Source organism: uncultured Algimonas sp. (assembly GCF_947498175.1).
In the GTDB taxonomy this organism is placed as follows: Bacteria; Pseudomonadota; Alphaproteobacteria; order Caulobacterales; family Maricaulaceae; genus Litorimonas.
In genome coordinates this window covers 1-14,033 of sequence record NZ_CANMJB010000001.1, presented here as the reverse complement: position 1 = coordinate 14,033, position 14,033 = coordinate 1, and the positions used below count along the sequence as shown (strand labels likewise).

General features: G+C 64.4%; 16 protein-coding genes and 1 tRNA gene. 5 read left to right on the top strand and 12 right to left on the bottom strand.

Going from position 1 to position 14,033, the window contains the following annotated elements:
• The first annotated feature begins 7 nt into the window (after positions 1-7).
• Complete coding sequence (locus Q0718_RS00085; protein WP_298911660.1) at positions 8-913, top strand: diacylglycerol kinase family protein; 906 nt, start codon at positions 8-10, stop codon at positions 911-913.
• Complete coding sequence (locus tag Q0718_RS00080) at positions 910-1,830, top strand: hypothetical protein (protein ID WP_298911659.1); 921 nt, start codon at positions 910-912, stop codon at positions 1,828-1,830. The genes Q0718_RS00085 and Q0718_RS00080 overlap by 4 nt, the downstream gene beginning before the upstream one ends.
• A gap of 57 nt (positions 1,831-1,887) precedes the next feature.
• Here Q0718_RS00080 and Q0718_RS00075 read toward each other — a convergent pair whose 3' ends face one another.
• The 3 genes from Q0718_RS00075 to Q0718_RS00065 all read right to left on the bottom strand — a co-directional run bounded on the left by Q0718_RS00075 (position 1,888) and on the right by Q0718_RS00065 (position 5,258).
• A complete protein-coding gene (locus Q0718_RS00075) occupies positions 1,888-3,159 on the bottom strand; it encodes an aminotransferase class I/II-fold pyridoxal phosphate-dependent enzyme (RefSeq protein WP_298911658.1) in 1,272 nt (423 codons plus the stop codon).
• Complete coding sequence (locus tag Q0718_RS00070) at positions 3,156-3,401, bottom strand: acyl carrier protein (RefSeq protein ID WP_298911657.1); 246 nt, start codon at positions 3,399-3,401, stop codon at positions 3,156-3,158. The genes Q0718_RS00075 and Q0718_RS00070 overlap by 4 nt, the downstream gene beginning before the upstream one ends.
• A gap of 108 nt (positions 3,402-3,509) precedes the next feature.
• Positions 3,510-5,258 carry a fatty acyl-AMP ligase gene (locus Q0718_RS00065; RefSeq protein WP_298911656.1) on the bottom strand — a complete coding sequence of 583 codons (1,749 nt, stop codon included), beginning with the start codon at positions 5,256-5,258 and terminating at the stop codon, positions 3,510-3,512.
• A 313-nt stretch (positions 5,259-5,571) separates the two neighbouring features.
• On the opposite strand from Q0718_RS00065, the gene Q0718_RS00060 reads away from it, so the two are divergent.
• Positions 5,572-5,646: transfer RNA gene (locus Q0718_RS00060), tRNA-Val, on the top strand.
• Between the two features lie 141 nt (positions 5,647-5,787).
• On the opposite strand, the gene Q0718_RS00055 is transcribed toward Q0718_RS00060, so the two are convergent.
• The 6 genes from Q0718_RS00055 to ruvA all read right to left on the bottom strand — a co-directional run bounded on the left by Q0718_RS00055 (position 5,788) and on the right by ruvA (position 9,367).
• Complete coding sequence (locus tag Q0718_RS00055; RefSeq protein ID WP_298911655.1) at positions 5,788-6,123, bottom strand: DUF3088 family protein; 336 nt, start codon at positions 6,121-6,123, stop codon at positions 5,788-5,790.
• Positions 6,120-6,767 (bottom strand): hypothetical protein, encoded by a 648-nt coding sequence (locus Q0718_RS00050; protein ID WP_298911654.1) that lies wholly within the window; start codon positions 6,765-6,767, stop codon positions 6,120-6,122. Before Q0718_RS00050 ends, Q0718_RS00055 begins: the two co-directional genes overlap by 4 nt.
• Before the next feature lie 34 nt (positions 6,768-6,801).
• On the bottom strand, positions 6,802-7,269 hold the full coding sequence (locus Q0718_RS00045; RefSeq protein ID WP_298911653.1) for a YbgC/FadM family acyl-CoA thioesterase: 468 nt from the start codon (positions 7,267-7,269) through the stop codon (positions 6,802-6,804).
• Positions 7,266-7,508: a hypothetical protein gene (locus tag Q0718_RS00040; protein WP_298911652.1), complete on the bottom strand. Its 243-nt coding sequence runs from the start codon at positions 7,506-7,508 to the stop codon at positions 7,266-7,268. Before Q0718_RS00040 ends, Q0718_RS00045 begins: the two co-directional genes overlap by 4 nt.
• Complete coding sequence (gene ruvB / locus Q0718_RS00035; protein WP_298911651.1) at positions 7,501-8,538, bottom strand: Holliday junction branch migration DNA helicase RuvB; 1,038 nt, start codon at positions 8,536-8,538, stop codon at positions 7,501-7,503. Before ruvB ends, Q0718_RS00040 begins: the two co-directional genes overlap by 8 nt.
• 178 nt (positions 8,539-8,716) lie before the next feature.
• Positions 8,717-9,367: a Holliday junction branch migration protein RuvA gene (gene ruvA, locus Q0718_RS00030; RefSeq protein WP_298911650.1), complete on the bottom strand. Its 651-nt coding sequence runs from the start codon at positions 9,365-9,367 to the stop codon at positions 8,717-8,719.
• 141 nt (positions 9,368-9,508) lie between these two features.
• Between ruvA and Q0718_RS00025 the strand changes: the two genes are divergently transcribed.
• Complete coding sequence (locus Q0718_RS00025) at positions 9,509-9,886, top strand: hypothetical protein (RefSeq protein WP_298911649.1); 378 nt, start codon at positions 9,509-9,511, stop codon at positions 9,884-9,886.
• 1 nt (position 9,887) lies between these two features.
• Here Q0718_RS00025 and Q0718_RS00020 read toward each other — a convergent pair whose 3' ends face one another.
• Complete coding sequence (locus Q0718_RS00020; protein ID WP_298911648.1) at positions 9,888-10,769, bottom strand: hypothetical protein; 882 nt, start codon at positions 10,767-10,769, stop codon at positions 9,888-9,890.
• A gap of 51 nt (positions 10,770-10,820) precedes the next feature.
• The gene (gene ruvC, locus Q0718_RS00015; protein WP_298911647.1) at positions 10,821-11,306 is read right to left on the bottom strand and encodes a crossover junction endodeoxyribonuclease RuvC; all 486 of its coding nucleotides are present in this window, start codon (positions 11,304-11,306) and stop codon (positions 10,821-10,823) included.
• 139 nt (positions 11,307-11,445) lie between these two features.
• Here ruvC and Q0718_RS00010 point away from each other — a divergent pair, with 139 nt between their 5' ends.
• Positions 11,446-12,969 (top strand): replicative DNA helicase, encoded by a 1,524-nt coding sequence (locus Q0718_RS00010; protein WP_298911646.1) that lies wholly within the window; start codon positions 11,446-11,448, stop codon positions 12,967-12,969.
• A gap of 61 nt (positions 12,970-13,030) precedes the next feature.
• Here the strand turns inward: Q0718_RS00010 and Q0718_RS00005 are convergent, their stop codons facing one another.
• Complete coding sequence (locus Q0718_RS00005) at positions 13,031-13,450, bottom strand: VOC family protein (protein ID WP_298911645.1); 420 nt, start codon at positions 13,448-13,450, stop codon at positions 13,031-13,033.
• Positions 13,451-14,033: the final 583 nt, after the last annotated feature.

Genomic DNA, 14,033 nt, shown 5'->3' with positions numbered 1-14,033 from the left:
GCCCGCCATGACCGCGTCCCTCTTCATCAATCCCCATTCCGAGCGGGTCGGCAAGAAGGGCTCCCGCCTGGCCAACCATGCCGAGGATCACGATGCGCGCGTCTTCGACCTCGCCTTGTTCGAATCCCTGCCCGCCCAGGTCGAAGCCGCGCTGGACACATCGGACTTGATCGTGATCGAAGGCGGGGACGGCACGGTCCAATGCGTCATGAGCGAGGTCATGCGGCAAGTCGGCGACGACAGACCTCTGCCGGATTTCGCCATTGCGTCGGGCGGCATGACGAACCAGATCGCCAAGATCATCGGCATGAAAAACGTCGGCCGGTCCGGATTGAAGACCATCCATGACGACCCCAAGGCCTTGCAGACACGCATGATCCGCCTGTCTTGCGACGGCGTGCCGGACCAGTACGGTTTCCTGTTCTCGACCGGGGCGCTGCCCATGGTGACGGATTACGCCAAGAACGAACTGCATGCGCGGGGCATTGGCGGTTCGGCCGCCGTGTTCGGCAGCATCGTCAAGGCCGTGCTGGGCGAACGCGACACGCTGATGCCGCCGACCGATTGCGTGCTCCGCTTGAACGGCGAAACGCTGGCCGGACCGCATCTCGGCACGGTCGCGACGACGCTGCCGTCCGTGACCATGGGCCTCGACCCGTTCTGGGGCGACGGGGACGAACCCCTGCGCCTGACATATGTGGACGGCGACGCGTCGCGCCTGCACCGCCACATCGCAGAGGTCTGGGTCGGTTTCAAGGGCAAGGACCGCACGCCGGACGGCTTCCATAGCTGGAACACGGATGGCGCCGCCTTCGATTACAGCGGACCCGTCATGATGGACGGCGAACCGTTGGACATGCCGTCGGACCGCTTCTCCCTCTCGGTCAGCCGCCCCGTCACCATCCGCCGATGAACGGTCCCGAACCGGACGCGCTCCTGGACCTCATCCGCTCGGAACGGCTCGACCCGCCCGCCCGGGTCCACGCCGTCATGGACGCCATTCGCGTTCGCCATCCGGACCGCGTGCTGGGTTTCGTCTATTACGGCTCGTCCCTGCGCGACCTGGACGATCCGGAAAAGATGCTCGATTTCTACGTATTGGTGGACAGTTACCGGAAAACGCACGGTTTTGGATGGCGCGCCCTGACCAATCGCCTGATTCCGCCCGCCGTCTATTATCTGGAGCACGAAGAAAACGGCATTCTTTCGACCTGCAAATATTCGATCATCAGCTTGAGCGAATTCGAACGACGTTGCGCCGATGGCTTTCTCAGCCAGCTCTGGGGCCGGTTCAGCCAACCTTGCGCCTTGCTCGGCGCCGCGGATGCGGACGTTGAACGCCGCATCGGCGAGGCCCGCGCGGATGCGGTGCGCAAGCTGGCCGGCGAGACATCGCCCCTATTCGACACCCCGGCCAGCGCGTCGGAGTTCTGGAGCCGGGCGTTTTTCGAGAGCTACCGCACGGAGCTGCGACCCGAGAGCGACGATGGTCGCGCCCGCGAAATCGTCGCGCGATATCTGGACCGCTACGAAGCCGTCAGCGCGGCCCTGTTCGGCCCGGCCCGTGACGGTCTTTACGATGTGCAGGACGTCTCCGGCGAAGGCTCATCTCTCCGATGGACCCTGCGCCGTCTGATCGGCCGCCCGGTCGCGGCTCTGCGCGTTGTCAACAGCGCCGCGACCTTCGACGGCGGACTCGACTACGTCCTGCGGAAGGTGGAACGCCATTCCGGCGTATCGCTGGAAGTCACGGACGCTCAGCGACGCCATCCGGTCCTGTGGAGCCCAATTCTGGGGTGGAAGCTATGGCGACGCGGCGCGTTCGGCTGAACCGCTCGGGCGTGTCGTTATGACGGCGAGGAAAGACCGCCTTCGCAACCGAGCGCCCTACTCCGATGCTTGCATCCGGCGCATCATCTCGTTCATCAGCTCGGCACTATTGTCCTTCAAGGCGCGGAACTTCGCGAGTATGGCCCTCACATCCTCTTCCGTATGCGCGGCAGAGACACTGATGCGCAGCAAGCTGGAACTTTGCGGCGTGCCGGGCGGGACGGCCAGATTGACATAGACCCCCTCCTGCAACAGCCAGTTCCACTCCATCGCGGCCTGCGCTTCATTGGGGCGGCGCACGGCGATGACCGGGCTGGCGGGCGCGCAGAGGTCGAACTCCATGTCCGCGAGGCCGGAATGAAGCTGCGCGGCGCGGTCCGTGATGTTGCGGCGTAGTTCCGGGCGCGACTTGATCGCCTCCAAAGCCGCTTGCGCAGCGCAGATATTGGCGGGCGCGGCGGAGGCCGTGAACATGTAGGGCCGCATGACCTTGCGCAGCAATTCGAACTCCGGATGGTTGGATGCGCAGAAGCCGCCCACGCTGGCCAGGCTTTTGGAAAACGTCCCGCTGTAGAAGTCGATCTTGTCGAGCACGCCTTGGTCTTCGGCAATCCCCCGCCCGCCTTCGCCGAACACGCCGTAGCTGTGCGCCTCGTCCACATAGAGATAGGCGCCGTGACGCTCGCAGACTTCGGCGAATTCGTCGATGGGCGCGATGTCGCCGAACATGGAGTACAAGCCTTCGATCACCACCAGCGCGTGGCCGCCATCCGCGAATTTCTGCCGACCCAGCCGCTTGTCCAGATCTTTCGGATCGTTGTGCCGGAAGCGCACCGTCGTCGTCCCGGCCAGACGCGTGCCGTCGATGATGCAGGCGTGGGCGTCGGCGTCGATGAAGATCACATCGTCCGGCCCGGCCAGACCCGTCATGGCGGCCAGATTGGTGACGTAGCCGGTCGTAAAGACGATACAGGAGGGCTTGCGGAGATGCTCCGCCAGATCGCGCTCCAGCCGGGCATGTTCGACATAGGATCCGTTGGCGATGCGCGATCCGGTCGTGCCTGTGCCGTGCCGGTCGATCGCATCCTTGGCGGCCGCCCGCGCGCCCGCGTCATAGGTCAGGCCTAGATAGTTGTTCGTCCCGGCCAGGATGATCTCGCGGTTGCCGATCCGCCCGCGGGTCGGGCCCATGATGTCGTCGAACGTCATGTTGAACGGATCGATGCCGAGCTTGTTCAATACGCTCGCCCGCTCGCGCAGCGGTTCGTACTTGCTGAAGATCGACAGGCCAGGCTTGGCCGAGACGTCCGCGCCGCCGGTTCCGCTCATTGGTTCAGCAGTTCCTGGATGGCGAGCACGAGTTCGCCGACCGTCTTGACGTCGCTGATGACCTCCATGGGAATGGAAATGTCGAAGAAATCCTCCAGTTCCATGATGAGGTCGAACACCGCCGTGGAGTCGACTTCCAGATCGGACATGATGCCCGACGTCCGGAGGATGGGTTTGTTCTTGACGTTGTACGGCTTCAATAGCTCGCAGATCTTGTCGTAGATTTGCTGGTCGGTCGGCATGCGGCTCTTTCGATGGACTCAATGTCCTGATGGGCCGGGCCGTTAACAAGCTGGTGGCGGGCCGTCCAGCCATCGAAGCGGCACGATCGTGCCGCAAAGGCAGTCGGATCAGCCTTGCGCTTCCACGGCGCGAAGCGGCGTCGGCGCCTGCAGGTCGATAATGCCGCCGTCGAGATATTTCTGTTTCACGCGCGCGCGAGACAGCTTGCCCGACGAGGTGATGATCATGGTCGATTTGGGCACGAGCATGAGCTGCACCGGCACGCCGACTTCCAGGCGGATCGCCGCCGAGACAGCCTTTTCGATCTCCTGCAGCAGCTTGTCGTCCCGCGTGCGGCATTCGAGGAGCAGCATGATGGTCTTCTCGTCGCCCGCCCCGCCTACGGAAAACGCACACGCCCGGCCGCACCGATGCGGCGCCGCGGCTTGGGCGGCCCATTCGATGTCCTGGGGCCAGATATTGCGGCCGTGATAGAGGATGAGGTCCTTGTGGCGGCCGGTGACGATCAGCTGCCCGTCATGCCAATAGCCCAGATCGCCCGTATCGAGCCAGCCGTCGCGTGAGAATGCCGCCTCCGTCGCTTGGCTGTTGCGGAAATAGCCGGGCGAGAGAGACGGTCCCTTGAGGCAGATGCGACCGACATGATCCTCGCCGAGCACCGCATTGTCGGCATCGCGGATTTCGATGTCGTGACCGGGCAGCTTGACGCCGCACGCGACGAAAGTCCGTGTGTCCGCGGGCGGGGTCAGATCTGTGGCCGCCACGGCATTCGACGTGGTCTCGTAATGGCGCATGTCGATCGTGTGCTTGACCAGCCCCTGGCCCAGCGGGGCGAATGTGGCCGCGAGGGTCGTCTCGGCCATGCCGTAGGACGGGGTGAATGCGGATCCGGTGAAACCCATCGGGCCGAAGGTCTGGGAAAATTCCGTCAAGGGCTCGGGCCGCACCATGTCGCCGCCGATCCCGGCCGCCCGCCAACAGGACAGGTCCAGATCGCGGTCGTCGCGCCAGCGGCGCACGCAGAGCTCGTAACCGAAGGTCGGCGAATAGGAGAGCGTGCCGCGATTGTCCGAGATCAGCTGCAGCCAGGTGATGGGACGGCGGGTGAAGTCCGTCGGGTCCATGTAATCGACCGACAATTGCGCCATCATCGGCGCGATCATGAAACCGATCAGCCCCATATCGTGATAGAGCGGAAGCCAGGAGGTGGCCCGGTCCGTCTCGTTCACTTGCAAACCGTGTTTAGTGATGCCGTGACAATTGGCCGAGACAGAGGCCTGGGACCCGAGAATGCCCTTGGGCGACGAGGTCGACCCGGACGAATACTGGATGTAGCACAGATCGTCGTCGCCGAAGGGGCGCAGCGCGTCGCCCTTGGGCAGATCCTGCACCGCCTCGAAGGTGATGACCGGCGTGGCCGTGTCGTTCAGCGCCGAACTCATGATCGGCTCCATCGACTCCGGGGCGAACAAGGCGAAGAAGTCGCCCGTATCGGCCATGCGCTCCAGCTGGCGTTCATAGGACGACCGGCCGCCCAGCGTGACGGGCAGCGGCACCGGCGCCGGAACCAGGCCGGCATACTGGCAGGCGAAAAACAGCACGGCGAAATCCGGTGTGGACACCGCCGCCAGACCGATACGCGAATCCTTGGGCGCAAAACCCACGAGGCGGAGCGCCAGGTCCATGGCGCGGTCTCGCAGCTCTGCATAGGGCAGGCTGGTGGTCAGACGGCCGCGGCCGTCGAAATAGTTGAACCCCGTATCGCCCGTCGCCGCATAGTCGAGCGCCGCGGTCAAAGTGGGGAAATCGCCATGCCTGAGCGGGATGCTGCGAGCGGTGGGCGTCGGCTCGGTCATAAAACTCTCTCTTGGGACGAGCCGGACGGCTCAGTCTGTAGCGGTCGGAAAGAAGGAAAGATGCGTCAAGGACAGCCCGGACCCGGCATATGTGTCCCCTCCTGCCGATCCGGCGGACCTAACATAGCTGTTTAAACGAAATTTTCACGTCGTCTTTCCGTTTGTAACACGCTTGTGACGGAGTTTGCCCTCGAACTGTTGCAAATGGGAGACAGTTTGCGCGCAGCGGTCGCGGTTTTTCGAAATGCGACGGCGCGCTTGATTTCCGCGGACACAGCGTTAAAGACCGCGGCTTCGCAGGACTTGGTCTTACGGGCGATTAGCTCAGCGGGAGAGCACTGCCTTCACACGGCAGGGGTCGCTGGTTCAATCCCAGCATCGCCCACCATGTCCCTTCATGATCCCGCAGAGTGATCGCGTCGATGTGATGATCTCTCTGACAGGGTTCCGGGCATCACCCGGAAGGCCCTCGCGGCGCCACTGCAGCGAAATGCGCCATGCGCCATGCGCCTCAAGGAGGGCAAACCGCCTACCGCGGCAATGCCGTTCCGTGCACGGCCGACCAGTACTGTGCGATATCCCGCGCATTGCCGACATAACGCGTTCCGGACGCTAGGCTCACCCCCGGCCCGTCCGGGCTTTCGCCGTGCAGCACAAGGGTTGGACAATTCCATGTCCCCACCCCCAACGCTGCCACCAGACCGGAGCGCGGATGCGACAAGCCTTCATGGACGATGCGGAGCGTCTCCCGCAAAGCGGGGTAGTAGCCGAGCAGCCCCCAAATTTCGGCGCATTCGGGACAATATTGGCGTTCGGTCCCGGCCTGAAAGCCGGGCGGCAAAAGATGTAGGGCGTCACGGGTCATGACTCGCCGACTTCCAGATTCTTTATCATGAACCCTTTCAGCGACGGGAAAAGCGCTTCGAGATCCGCGAACGCGACATGGCGGAACACGACATCGGAACGGAAACACTGGCCGAACCCGTTTTCCAGTTCCACCGTCGCGGTCAGGCGTCCCTCTTGCGTCTTCGGGGACCATTCGTCCGATCCGTATGTACCGAACAGGAAACAATGGATCCCGGCGGACGCCTGGCCCGGTTGCAGCAACGGGCGGAAGTCGAACGGGTCCGGGCCGGGTTTGATGACGGGCAGCGGCCGGCTGTCCGCGTTCGAAATCACGGTTTCGGGCGGAGACACATCGAACAGGAAGGACTGCACCGTCTTGCGGTTGCGGAGCCGGAGTTTCAATTGCGTGTCGGCGATGGATGTCGTCCGCCGCCCGAAATTGGTGCGCGCCAGATAGCCGATCGCGACATAGCGCCGGATCGGCTCCGGCGCCGTTTCGTCGACCAGTTCGCTCCAGAACATCCAGTCGTCGTCGAAGACGGGTGCGATGCGGATGTCGGCGCGGTCCGCCCGGTAGTTTTGCAGAACGGATAATCCGTTGACCATGCTGAGAACGGCGATCGCCGCGATCAGCACGGGTTGCCAGTCGAATCCTTCGATCATGACGATAGCCCCACTATGTCGTTGATTGTGTGTCTCAGAGCAGAAACGGCTTCAACTTCTCCATCATGTCCTTGGGCGCGCGTCGCGGGCGGCCGTCCAGGTCGATGCAGGCCGCTTCGCTATCGGCCGTCAGGATGACGTCGCCTGCACGCTCGATACGCTGAGTCACCAACAGTCGCGCGCCCTTGAACGTGTCGTATGTCGTCACGACCGACAGCACGTCGTCTATCCGGGCGCTGCTGCGGTAGTCGAGATTGATCTTGCGGATGACGAAGGCCAGCGGCGGATCGCGTTCCAGCAGTTCGGCGTGGCCGATCCCGGCCAAACGGAAGAAGCTGGACCGGGCGCGTTCCAGAAACCGCAGATAGTTGGCGTAATAGACCACGCCGGAAAAGTCCGTGTCCTCGTAGAAGACCCGGATCGGAAACCGGTGTTCGCGGCCTTCGAAATAGCCGAGCGGCGGACGGTCGCGGTCCGGAATGGCGGCGTCTTCGGTCCTCATTCGTCGTTCCTTCCGCGCTTGCCGCGATAATCGCGCACCAGTCCCAGGACAGAGAAGACCGCAAGGCTGATCACGAAAACCTCCAGCAGGTCGCCGCCGTCGATGGGCGGCGCCTGGCCGACCAGCAAGGGCGGCAGGGCGCGGATAGACGCGTAGAGGATCATGATCGCCACGGCCGGGGCCACGGTCCGGCGCAGGAATCCGGGCGGCGGATCGTCGGGCGGAGGTGCCTCAGTCATCGCTCCCGCCTTCGAACAGATCGCCCGTCGGCACGCTGGCCGGGGCCGGCAATCCGATATGGGCGTAGGCCCGCGGGGTCGCGACGCGGCCGCGCGGCGTGCGCATCAGGAACCCCTGCTGGATCAGATAGGGCTCGACCACGTCTTCCAGCGCGTCGCGCGCTTCGGCCAGCGCCGCGCCCAGCGTTTCCACCCCGACCGGCCCGCCGCCGAACATTTCGCACAAGGCGCGCAGATACCGCATGTCCTGGGAGTCGAGCCCGAGGTGATCGACGCCCAGCTTGGTCAGGGCGGCATCGGCCGCGACCGCGTCCACGACGGCAATGCCTTCATGTTCGGTCAGGTCGCGCACGCGCCGGAGCAGCCGCCCGGCCACGCGCGGCGTTCCCCGCGCACGCCCGGCGATTTCGGCCGCGCCGTCGGCCGTCATCTCCATCCCGAGCTTGCTCGCCGCCCGCGCGACGATGTCGGTCAAGTCCGCCTTGGAGTAGAATTCCAGCCGCACCGGAATGCCGAACCGGTCCCTCAAGGGCGTGGCCAGCAGCCCGGCGCGCGTCGTCGCGCCGATCAGGGTGAACGGCGACAGATCGATCTTGATCGACCGCGCCGCCGGTCCCTCCCCGATGATGAGGTCGAGTTCGTAATCCTCCATGGCGGGATAGAGCACTTCCTCCACGACCGGGTTCAAGCGGTGGATCTCATCGATGAACAGAACGTCGTTGGGTTCCAGATTGGTCAGCAGCGCGGCCAGATCGCCGGCCTTGGAAATGATCGGACCGGACGTGGCGCGAAAGTTCACGCCGAGTTCGCGCGCCACGATCTGGGAGAGCGTCGTCTTGCCGAGACCGGGCGGTCCCGACAGCAGCAGATGGTCGAGCGGCTCGCCCCGGCGACGGGCGGCCTCGACATAGACCTTCAGGTTCGCGATCGCCGCCTGTTGCCCGCGGAAATCGGCGAACGACAGCGGCCGCAGCGCCCGGTCGCGGACATCGCCCGCTTGCGTGTCGGCGGATGTGAGGCGGTCGTTCATGAGGGGACGCCTGCGGCGGCACCATTCTGGTGTCCCCCTCCGACCGGTGCGCTCACGCGCCCCGGCCACCTCCCCCTTGCGGGGGAGGAACAGACCCAAGTTCCTCCCCCGCAAGGGGGAGGTGCCGAACGCAGTGAGGCGGAGGGGGACACCGAAATCTGTTGCGCGAAGCGCATCCTTAAGACCCCAGTTTCTTCAACGCCGACCGCACCAGATCGTCCAGCGGCGGATCGTCCGCGAACGTCCCGTAGCTCTCCGCCACCGCCCGCAAGGCCTCGCTCTGCCCGATCCCGAGATTGACCAGCGCGCTGACCGCGTCGTTGCGCAGACGCATGTCCGACAGGCCTTCGTTGCGGGTGGCGCCGTCCACTGCGTCCGCGCTCGGCGCGGTGAAGGCGGAGGTGAAGCCGCGCCCGACCGGGGGCGGTTTGCCGGACAGTTCCGTCGCGATCCGAGCGGCGAGCTTCGGACCGACGCCGGAGGCACGCGAGAAGGCCGTCTTGTCCTCCAACGCCGCCGCGCTCATTACCTCGCCCGGCGTCAGGATGTCCAGGATCGCCAGCGCCGCCTTCGGCCCGACGCCCTGCACCGCCTGCAGCCGCTCGAACCAGGCCCGTTCCTCTTCGTTCGTGAAACCGAACAGGGTGATCGCCTGCTCGCGCACATGGGTTTCGACATGCAGGCGCACGGGTGCGCCTTCGCTCATCTCGCGCAAGGCCCGCACGCCGCAGCGCACCAGATAGCCGACCCCGCCGCAATCGACGATGGCCTCGCCCCCCGACGATGTCTGCCCCGCCATCAGGCAGGTGCCGCTCAACATTCCGATCATTCTTGGCCGATCATTCTTGGTCTTCCGATCCCGATTCGCCGTCGGCCCTAGCATATCGTCGCCCGGGACCGGACCGCAAAAGCGCGGCGGCAGGACGTGCATTTATCGAAATTTTAAGGTCCGCGCGGCAGGGTGCCGTCCATGATCAGGCTCGCAAGGTTCAAACACGTCCCGCTCGCCCTCGCAGGCGCGCTCTGGCTCGGCGGTTGCGCCTATGGCGGCGCGGTCAGCGACCGTTATGGCGGCGGACCTGTCGCAGGTTACGGCTACGACGTTTGCGGCCCGGTGACCTGCGCCCCGGTCGCCCTGCCTGCCGATTGCTGCTTCGCCCCGCCGCCACAGGTCCAGACCGTCTATGTCGACCGCCCCGTCGAAAAGATCGTCGAGGTCGAGAAAATCGTCGAAGTGGAAAAGATCGTCGAAAAGCCGGTCTACATCGAAGTCCCCGCCCCGGCGCCCGCCCCCGTTCCCGCACCGCCGACGACGGTCTGCTGCGAGTATCTGCCCCCGCGCAAATAGCCTAAGGCACATCCGCACTGGCGAAAGGCTCGGACGCGCTGATCGGGCCGAGCGTCACCGCGCCGTCGTAATCGCATATGAATTCGGGTTGCCGGGTCAGGTCGATCATGAACGGGGCCGCCTCGGTTGCATCCTGGCCTTCCGCCGTCGATGGACCGCAAACGCCGCCTCTGCAATTCCACGCCGTTCCCGTCGCGTAGGTCGTGAGCAGTCTTACAGTGCCAGGCACATCGATGAAATCCGACATCAGCCTGTAATCGCGGCCGTCCCGCTCCATCCGGCCTTCACATCCGTGCACACTGCCGACCAGGACGATCGTCAGATCGGCGTCTTGCAGGCCCGACACGATGTTCCGCGCCATGTTGGCTTCATGCGCTTCCGCGTAACCGTCCTGGTCGGCGAGCGCGTTCCGGTCCGCGTTCAGATAGGGTGAGGCATCGAAATTCGACACGAAGCCGAAGACCGAAAGCCGATGGCCCTCGGCCCGGAAAGCGCGCAACGTTTCGATGAGATCGAACTTGGCGCGGCTGCGGCGGCCATCCTGCTGTTCGGCCCGCCAACGCGAGTCCCGCGTGAAAGCGTCGATATCCGATGGACCGCCCGGGCTTTCCAGATAGGCATCCAACCGGCCGTCGTCGCCGGGGAGTTCCAGTCCGACGGCCACCGATTTGCCGCTCGCCAAGGCGTGGCAGACCATGTTCCCGATCAATCGCGGCCCCTGCTCCGTGCCGTGCAGCTCGCCGACGATGACGAGGCGGGCCTCCGTCTCCGACATGAAGGTCCCGACATTGCCAAGCGAAGGGCACTCCGACACCGGCCGTTCCGCCTGCCGAAGCCGATCCGTTTCGTCGGTCGCACCGCACGCCGCGAGGGCTGCGGCCAAGATTATGGCCAGATATCGCATGCTTGACTATCGGCGGGCGCTGCCGACTTGTCAAAGTCCGCCGCAATGATTGGCATGCGTGATCGCGATCGCCAGCGCATCCGCCGCGTCTCCCGCCGCGACGTTCGCGCCGGGCAGCAGCAGGTTCATCATGTGGGCCACTTGCGCCTTGTCGGCGGCGCCCGTGCCGACGACGGACTTCTTGACCAGGCGCGCGGCGTATTCGCCCACGACCAGGCCGGACTGCGTCGCCGCTAGGATGCAGGCCGCCCGCGCCTGCCCGAGTTTCAGCGCGCTCATCGCATTGTCCTTCATGAAGGCTTCTTCCACTCCAGCTTCGCTGGGACTGTGCGCCGCTATGGCTTCGCTGCACGCATCGAACAGAAAGGACAAACGGCTGGCCAATGGCTCCTTGCGCGGCGGGCGGATCACGCCGTGCGCGACATGGCGCATCTTGGACCCTTGCACGTCGATCACGCCCCAGCCGCAAGCGACGAGCGACGGGTCGAACCCGATGATGCGGCGAGTGGAAGCCATGGATTATCCTGTAGGCGGACAGCACTTGTCCCCACTATCCCCACTATCCGAGCGCTGTGGAAATGTATAGCGCGATGTTCCGCTTTCGTTCTATCGTCATGACCCGGACTCGGCCCGCGAGTCGTGACACTAAGCCTGAATGACCCAGCCGCTCGACATGCCCGAGGACTTCCCCACAGACGACCCGATGCTGGACGATTACGGCGCCGAGCTCGACACGACGCCGCACAGCATGGAGGCCGAACAAGCCCTGCTGGGCGCCCTGCTCTACGACAACGAGATCTACCACCGCGTCAGCTCGATCGTCGAAGCCAAGCACTTCTACAATCCGCTGCATGTGAACATCTACCGCGCCATGGCGAGCCTGATCGAGCATGGCAAGCTGGCCGACGCCATCGTGCTGAAGAACCGCTTCGCGGCAGACGACACGCTGGCGGACATCGGCGGCGTGGAATATCTCGCTTTGTTGCTGGAGCAGGCCCCGCCCGGCTCGACCGCGCCGGAATATGCGCGGCTGATCTTCGACATGGCGATGCGGCGGGAGCTGATCCGCCTAGGCGACACCATGAAGGAGACGGCCAAGGACCAGAACAGCGAGGAGGACGCATCCGCCCAGATCCAGCAGGCGGAGATGCAGCTCTACAATTTGGCCGAGATCGGCGGCACGCAGACCGGTTTCGTGTCGTTCGAGGACGCACTGATCGATTCTATCGAAATGGCCACCGCCGCCTATCAGCGCAAAGGCCAGCTGTCGGGCATCGCGACGGGCCTGCAAGACCTCGACGCGCAGCTGGGCGGGATGCATAAATCCGATCTGCTGATCCTGGCGGGCCGCCCGTCCATGGGCAAGTCGTCGCTCGCGCTCAACATCGCCTTCCACGTCGCCAAGAACCACAAGACGGAAACGGACGAGAACGGCGTCGAGAAGACCATCAATGGCGGCGTGGTCGGCGTCTATTCGCTGGAGATGAGCAGCGAACAGCTCGCCACGCGCCTGCTGGCCGAACACAGCGCCGTGCCGTCCCACCGCATCCGCCGCGGCGAGATCAATCCCGAACAATATGAGCACTTGCGCGACGCCGCCGACGAGATCAGCCGCATCCCGCTCCACATCGACGATACGGGCGGGCTGTCCATCGGCGCCATGGCGGCCCGGGCGCGGCGCCTGAAACGGATGCAGGGGCTCGACCTGATCGTGGTGGACTATCTGCAGCTGCTGACCGGCGGGGCGATGATGAACTCGTCGACCAACCGGGTGCAGGAAGTGACCATGATCACCCAAGGTCTCAAGGCGTTGGCCAAGGAACTCAATGTTCCCGTCCTCGCCCTCGCCCAGCTCTCGCGCCAGGTCGAACAACGCGACGACAAGCGCCCGCAGCTCTCGGACCTGCGCGAATCCGGCTCCATCGAGCAAGACGCCGACGTGGTCATGTTCATCTACCGCGACGAATACTATCTCGCCCGCGAACAGCCCGACGAGGACGATCCGGAAGCCGTGATGAAGTGGCAGACCAAGATGGACAACGCCGTCGGCAAGGCCGAAGTCCTGATCCAGAAACAACGCCACGGCCCCATCGGCACGGTCATGCTGAGCTTCACGCCGGAGCTGACCAAGTTCGGCAATCTGGCGAGCGACGAGGGCGGGGGCTATACGGAGTACTGAGACTTGCCCCACGGATTTGCGTCTCAGAAAGCCCGCCGCCAGGCGGACGATCGCGACCCGTTCAGTCCTTGTCGAACAGCACGTGCGGGTTCACCATGCTCTTGATTTCCAGAACGTTCTGGTTCGGATCGGCGATGAAGAAGGTTTCCTGCTCGTATTTATCGCCTTCGAAGCGGCGATAGGGTTCGTCGATATAGTTTAGACCGGCTTCGGCGATGCGGTCCTTGACGGCGTCGAAGTCGTCCTGGCTCAGATGGATGCCGAAATGCGGCACCAGCACGGCGCCCATGTCGACGTCGTGGCGCACCGTCGGCAGACGTTCCTCGCTCTGGTGGAGCGTCAGCTCGTTGCCCCAGAAATCGACATCGACCCAGCGGCCCGCTTCGCCGTTTCCGAGCGTGCAGCCCAGAACGTCGGTGTAGAATTTGACGGTGCGGTCCAGGTCGCCCGCCGGAATAGCGAGATGTACGATGGCGCTCATGACTGGGTCCTATCTTTCGGAGTCGGTCGATCGCCGTCGGCTGTATGCCAAGGCGTCGGGCAAATCATGCCCGATCTAGGAAGGCCCGGAAGCGCTCTGCGGTTCCATGACGAATTCATCGGACGGTCCGCCTTGCGGCAGGCCTCTTTCGATGCTCTTCCCTTCCTTTCGCTCTCTCCCGTCATCACACGGCTCGACCGTGCGATGACGGTTTGAGGAGGGTGCGGGCAGAGGTTTGCAATTCAATCCTCGCAAATGCCTTTCCGCATCCTCGCTTTCGCGTCCGCCAAGCCCTTGTTCCGCTTGGTATTGTCTCCTGTTCATCCGAAAGAATCGACAATTAGATCCTCGCTCTGCGAAGCTGTGCTATCTTCCGACCCGTTCGCTGCAGGACACGAGGAGGGGCGTAACCCTCGGTGCAGCGGGCAGGAGCGAGGGCTCGGTAGTGTGAGCGGGGATCCTCCCGCCGCACGGGGACTGTGACGAGCAGTCCGCGGGTCGTCTTTCGGGAGAGCCGACGCCGGGGTCTGACAAACCCCGGTGCAATCGTAGCCCCGGAGAGGACCGCGCACCGCCGGGTGGA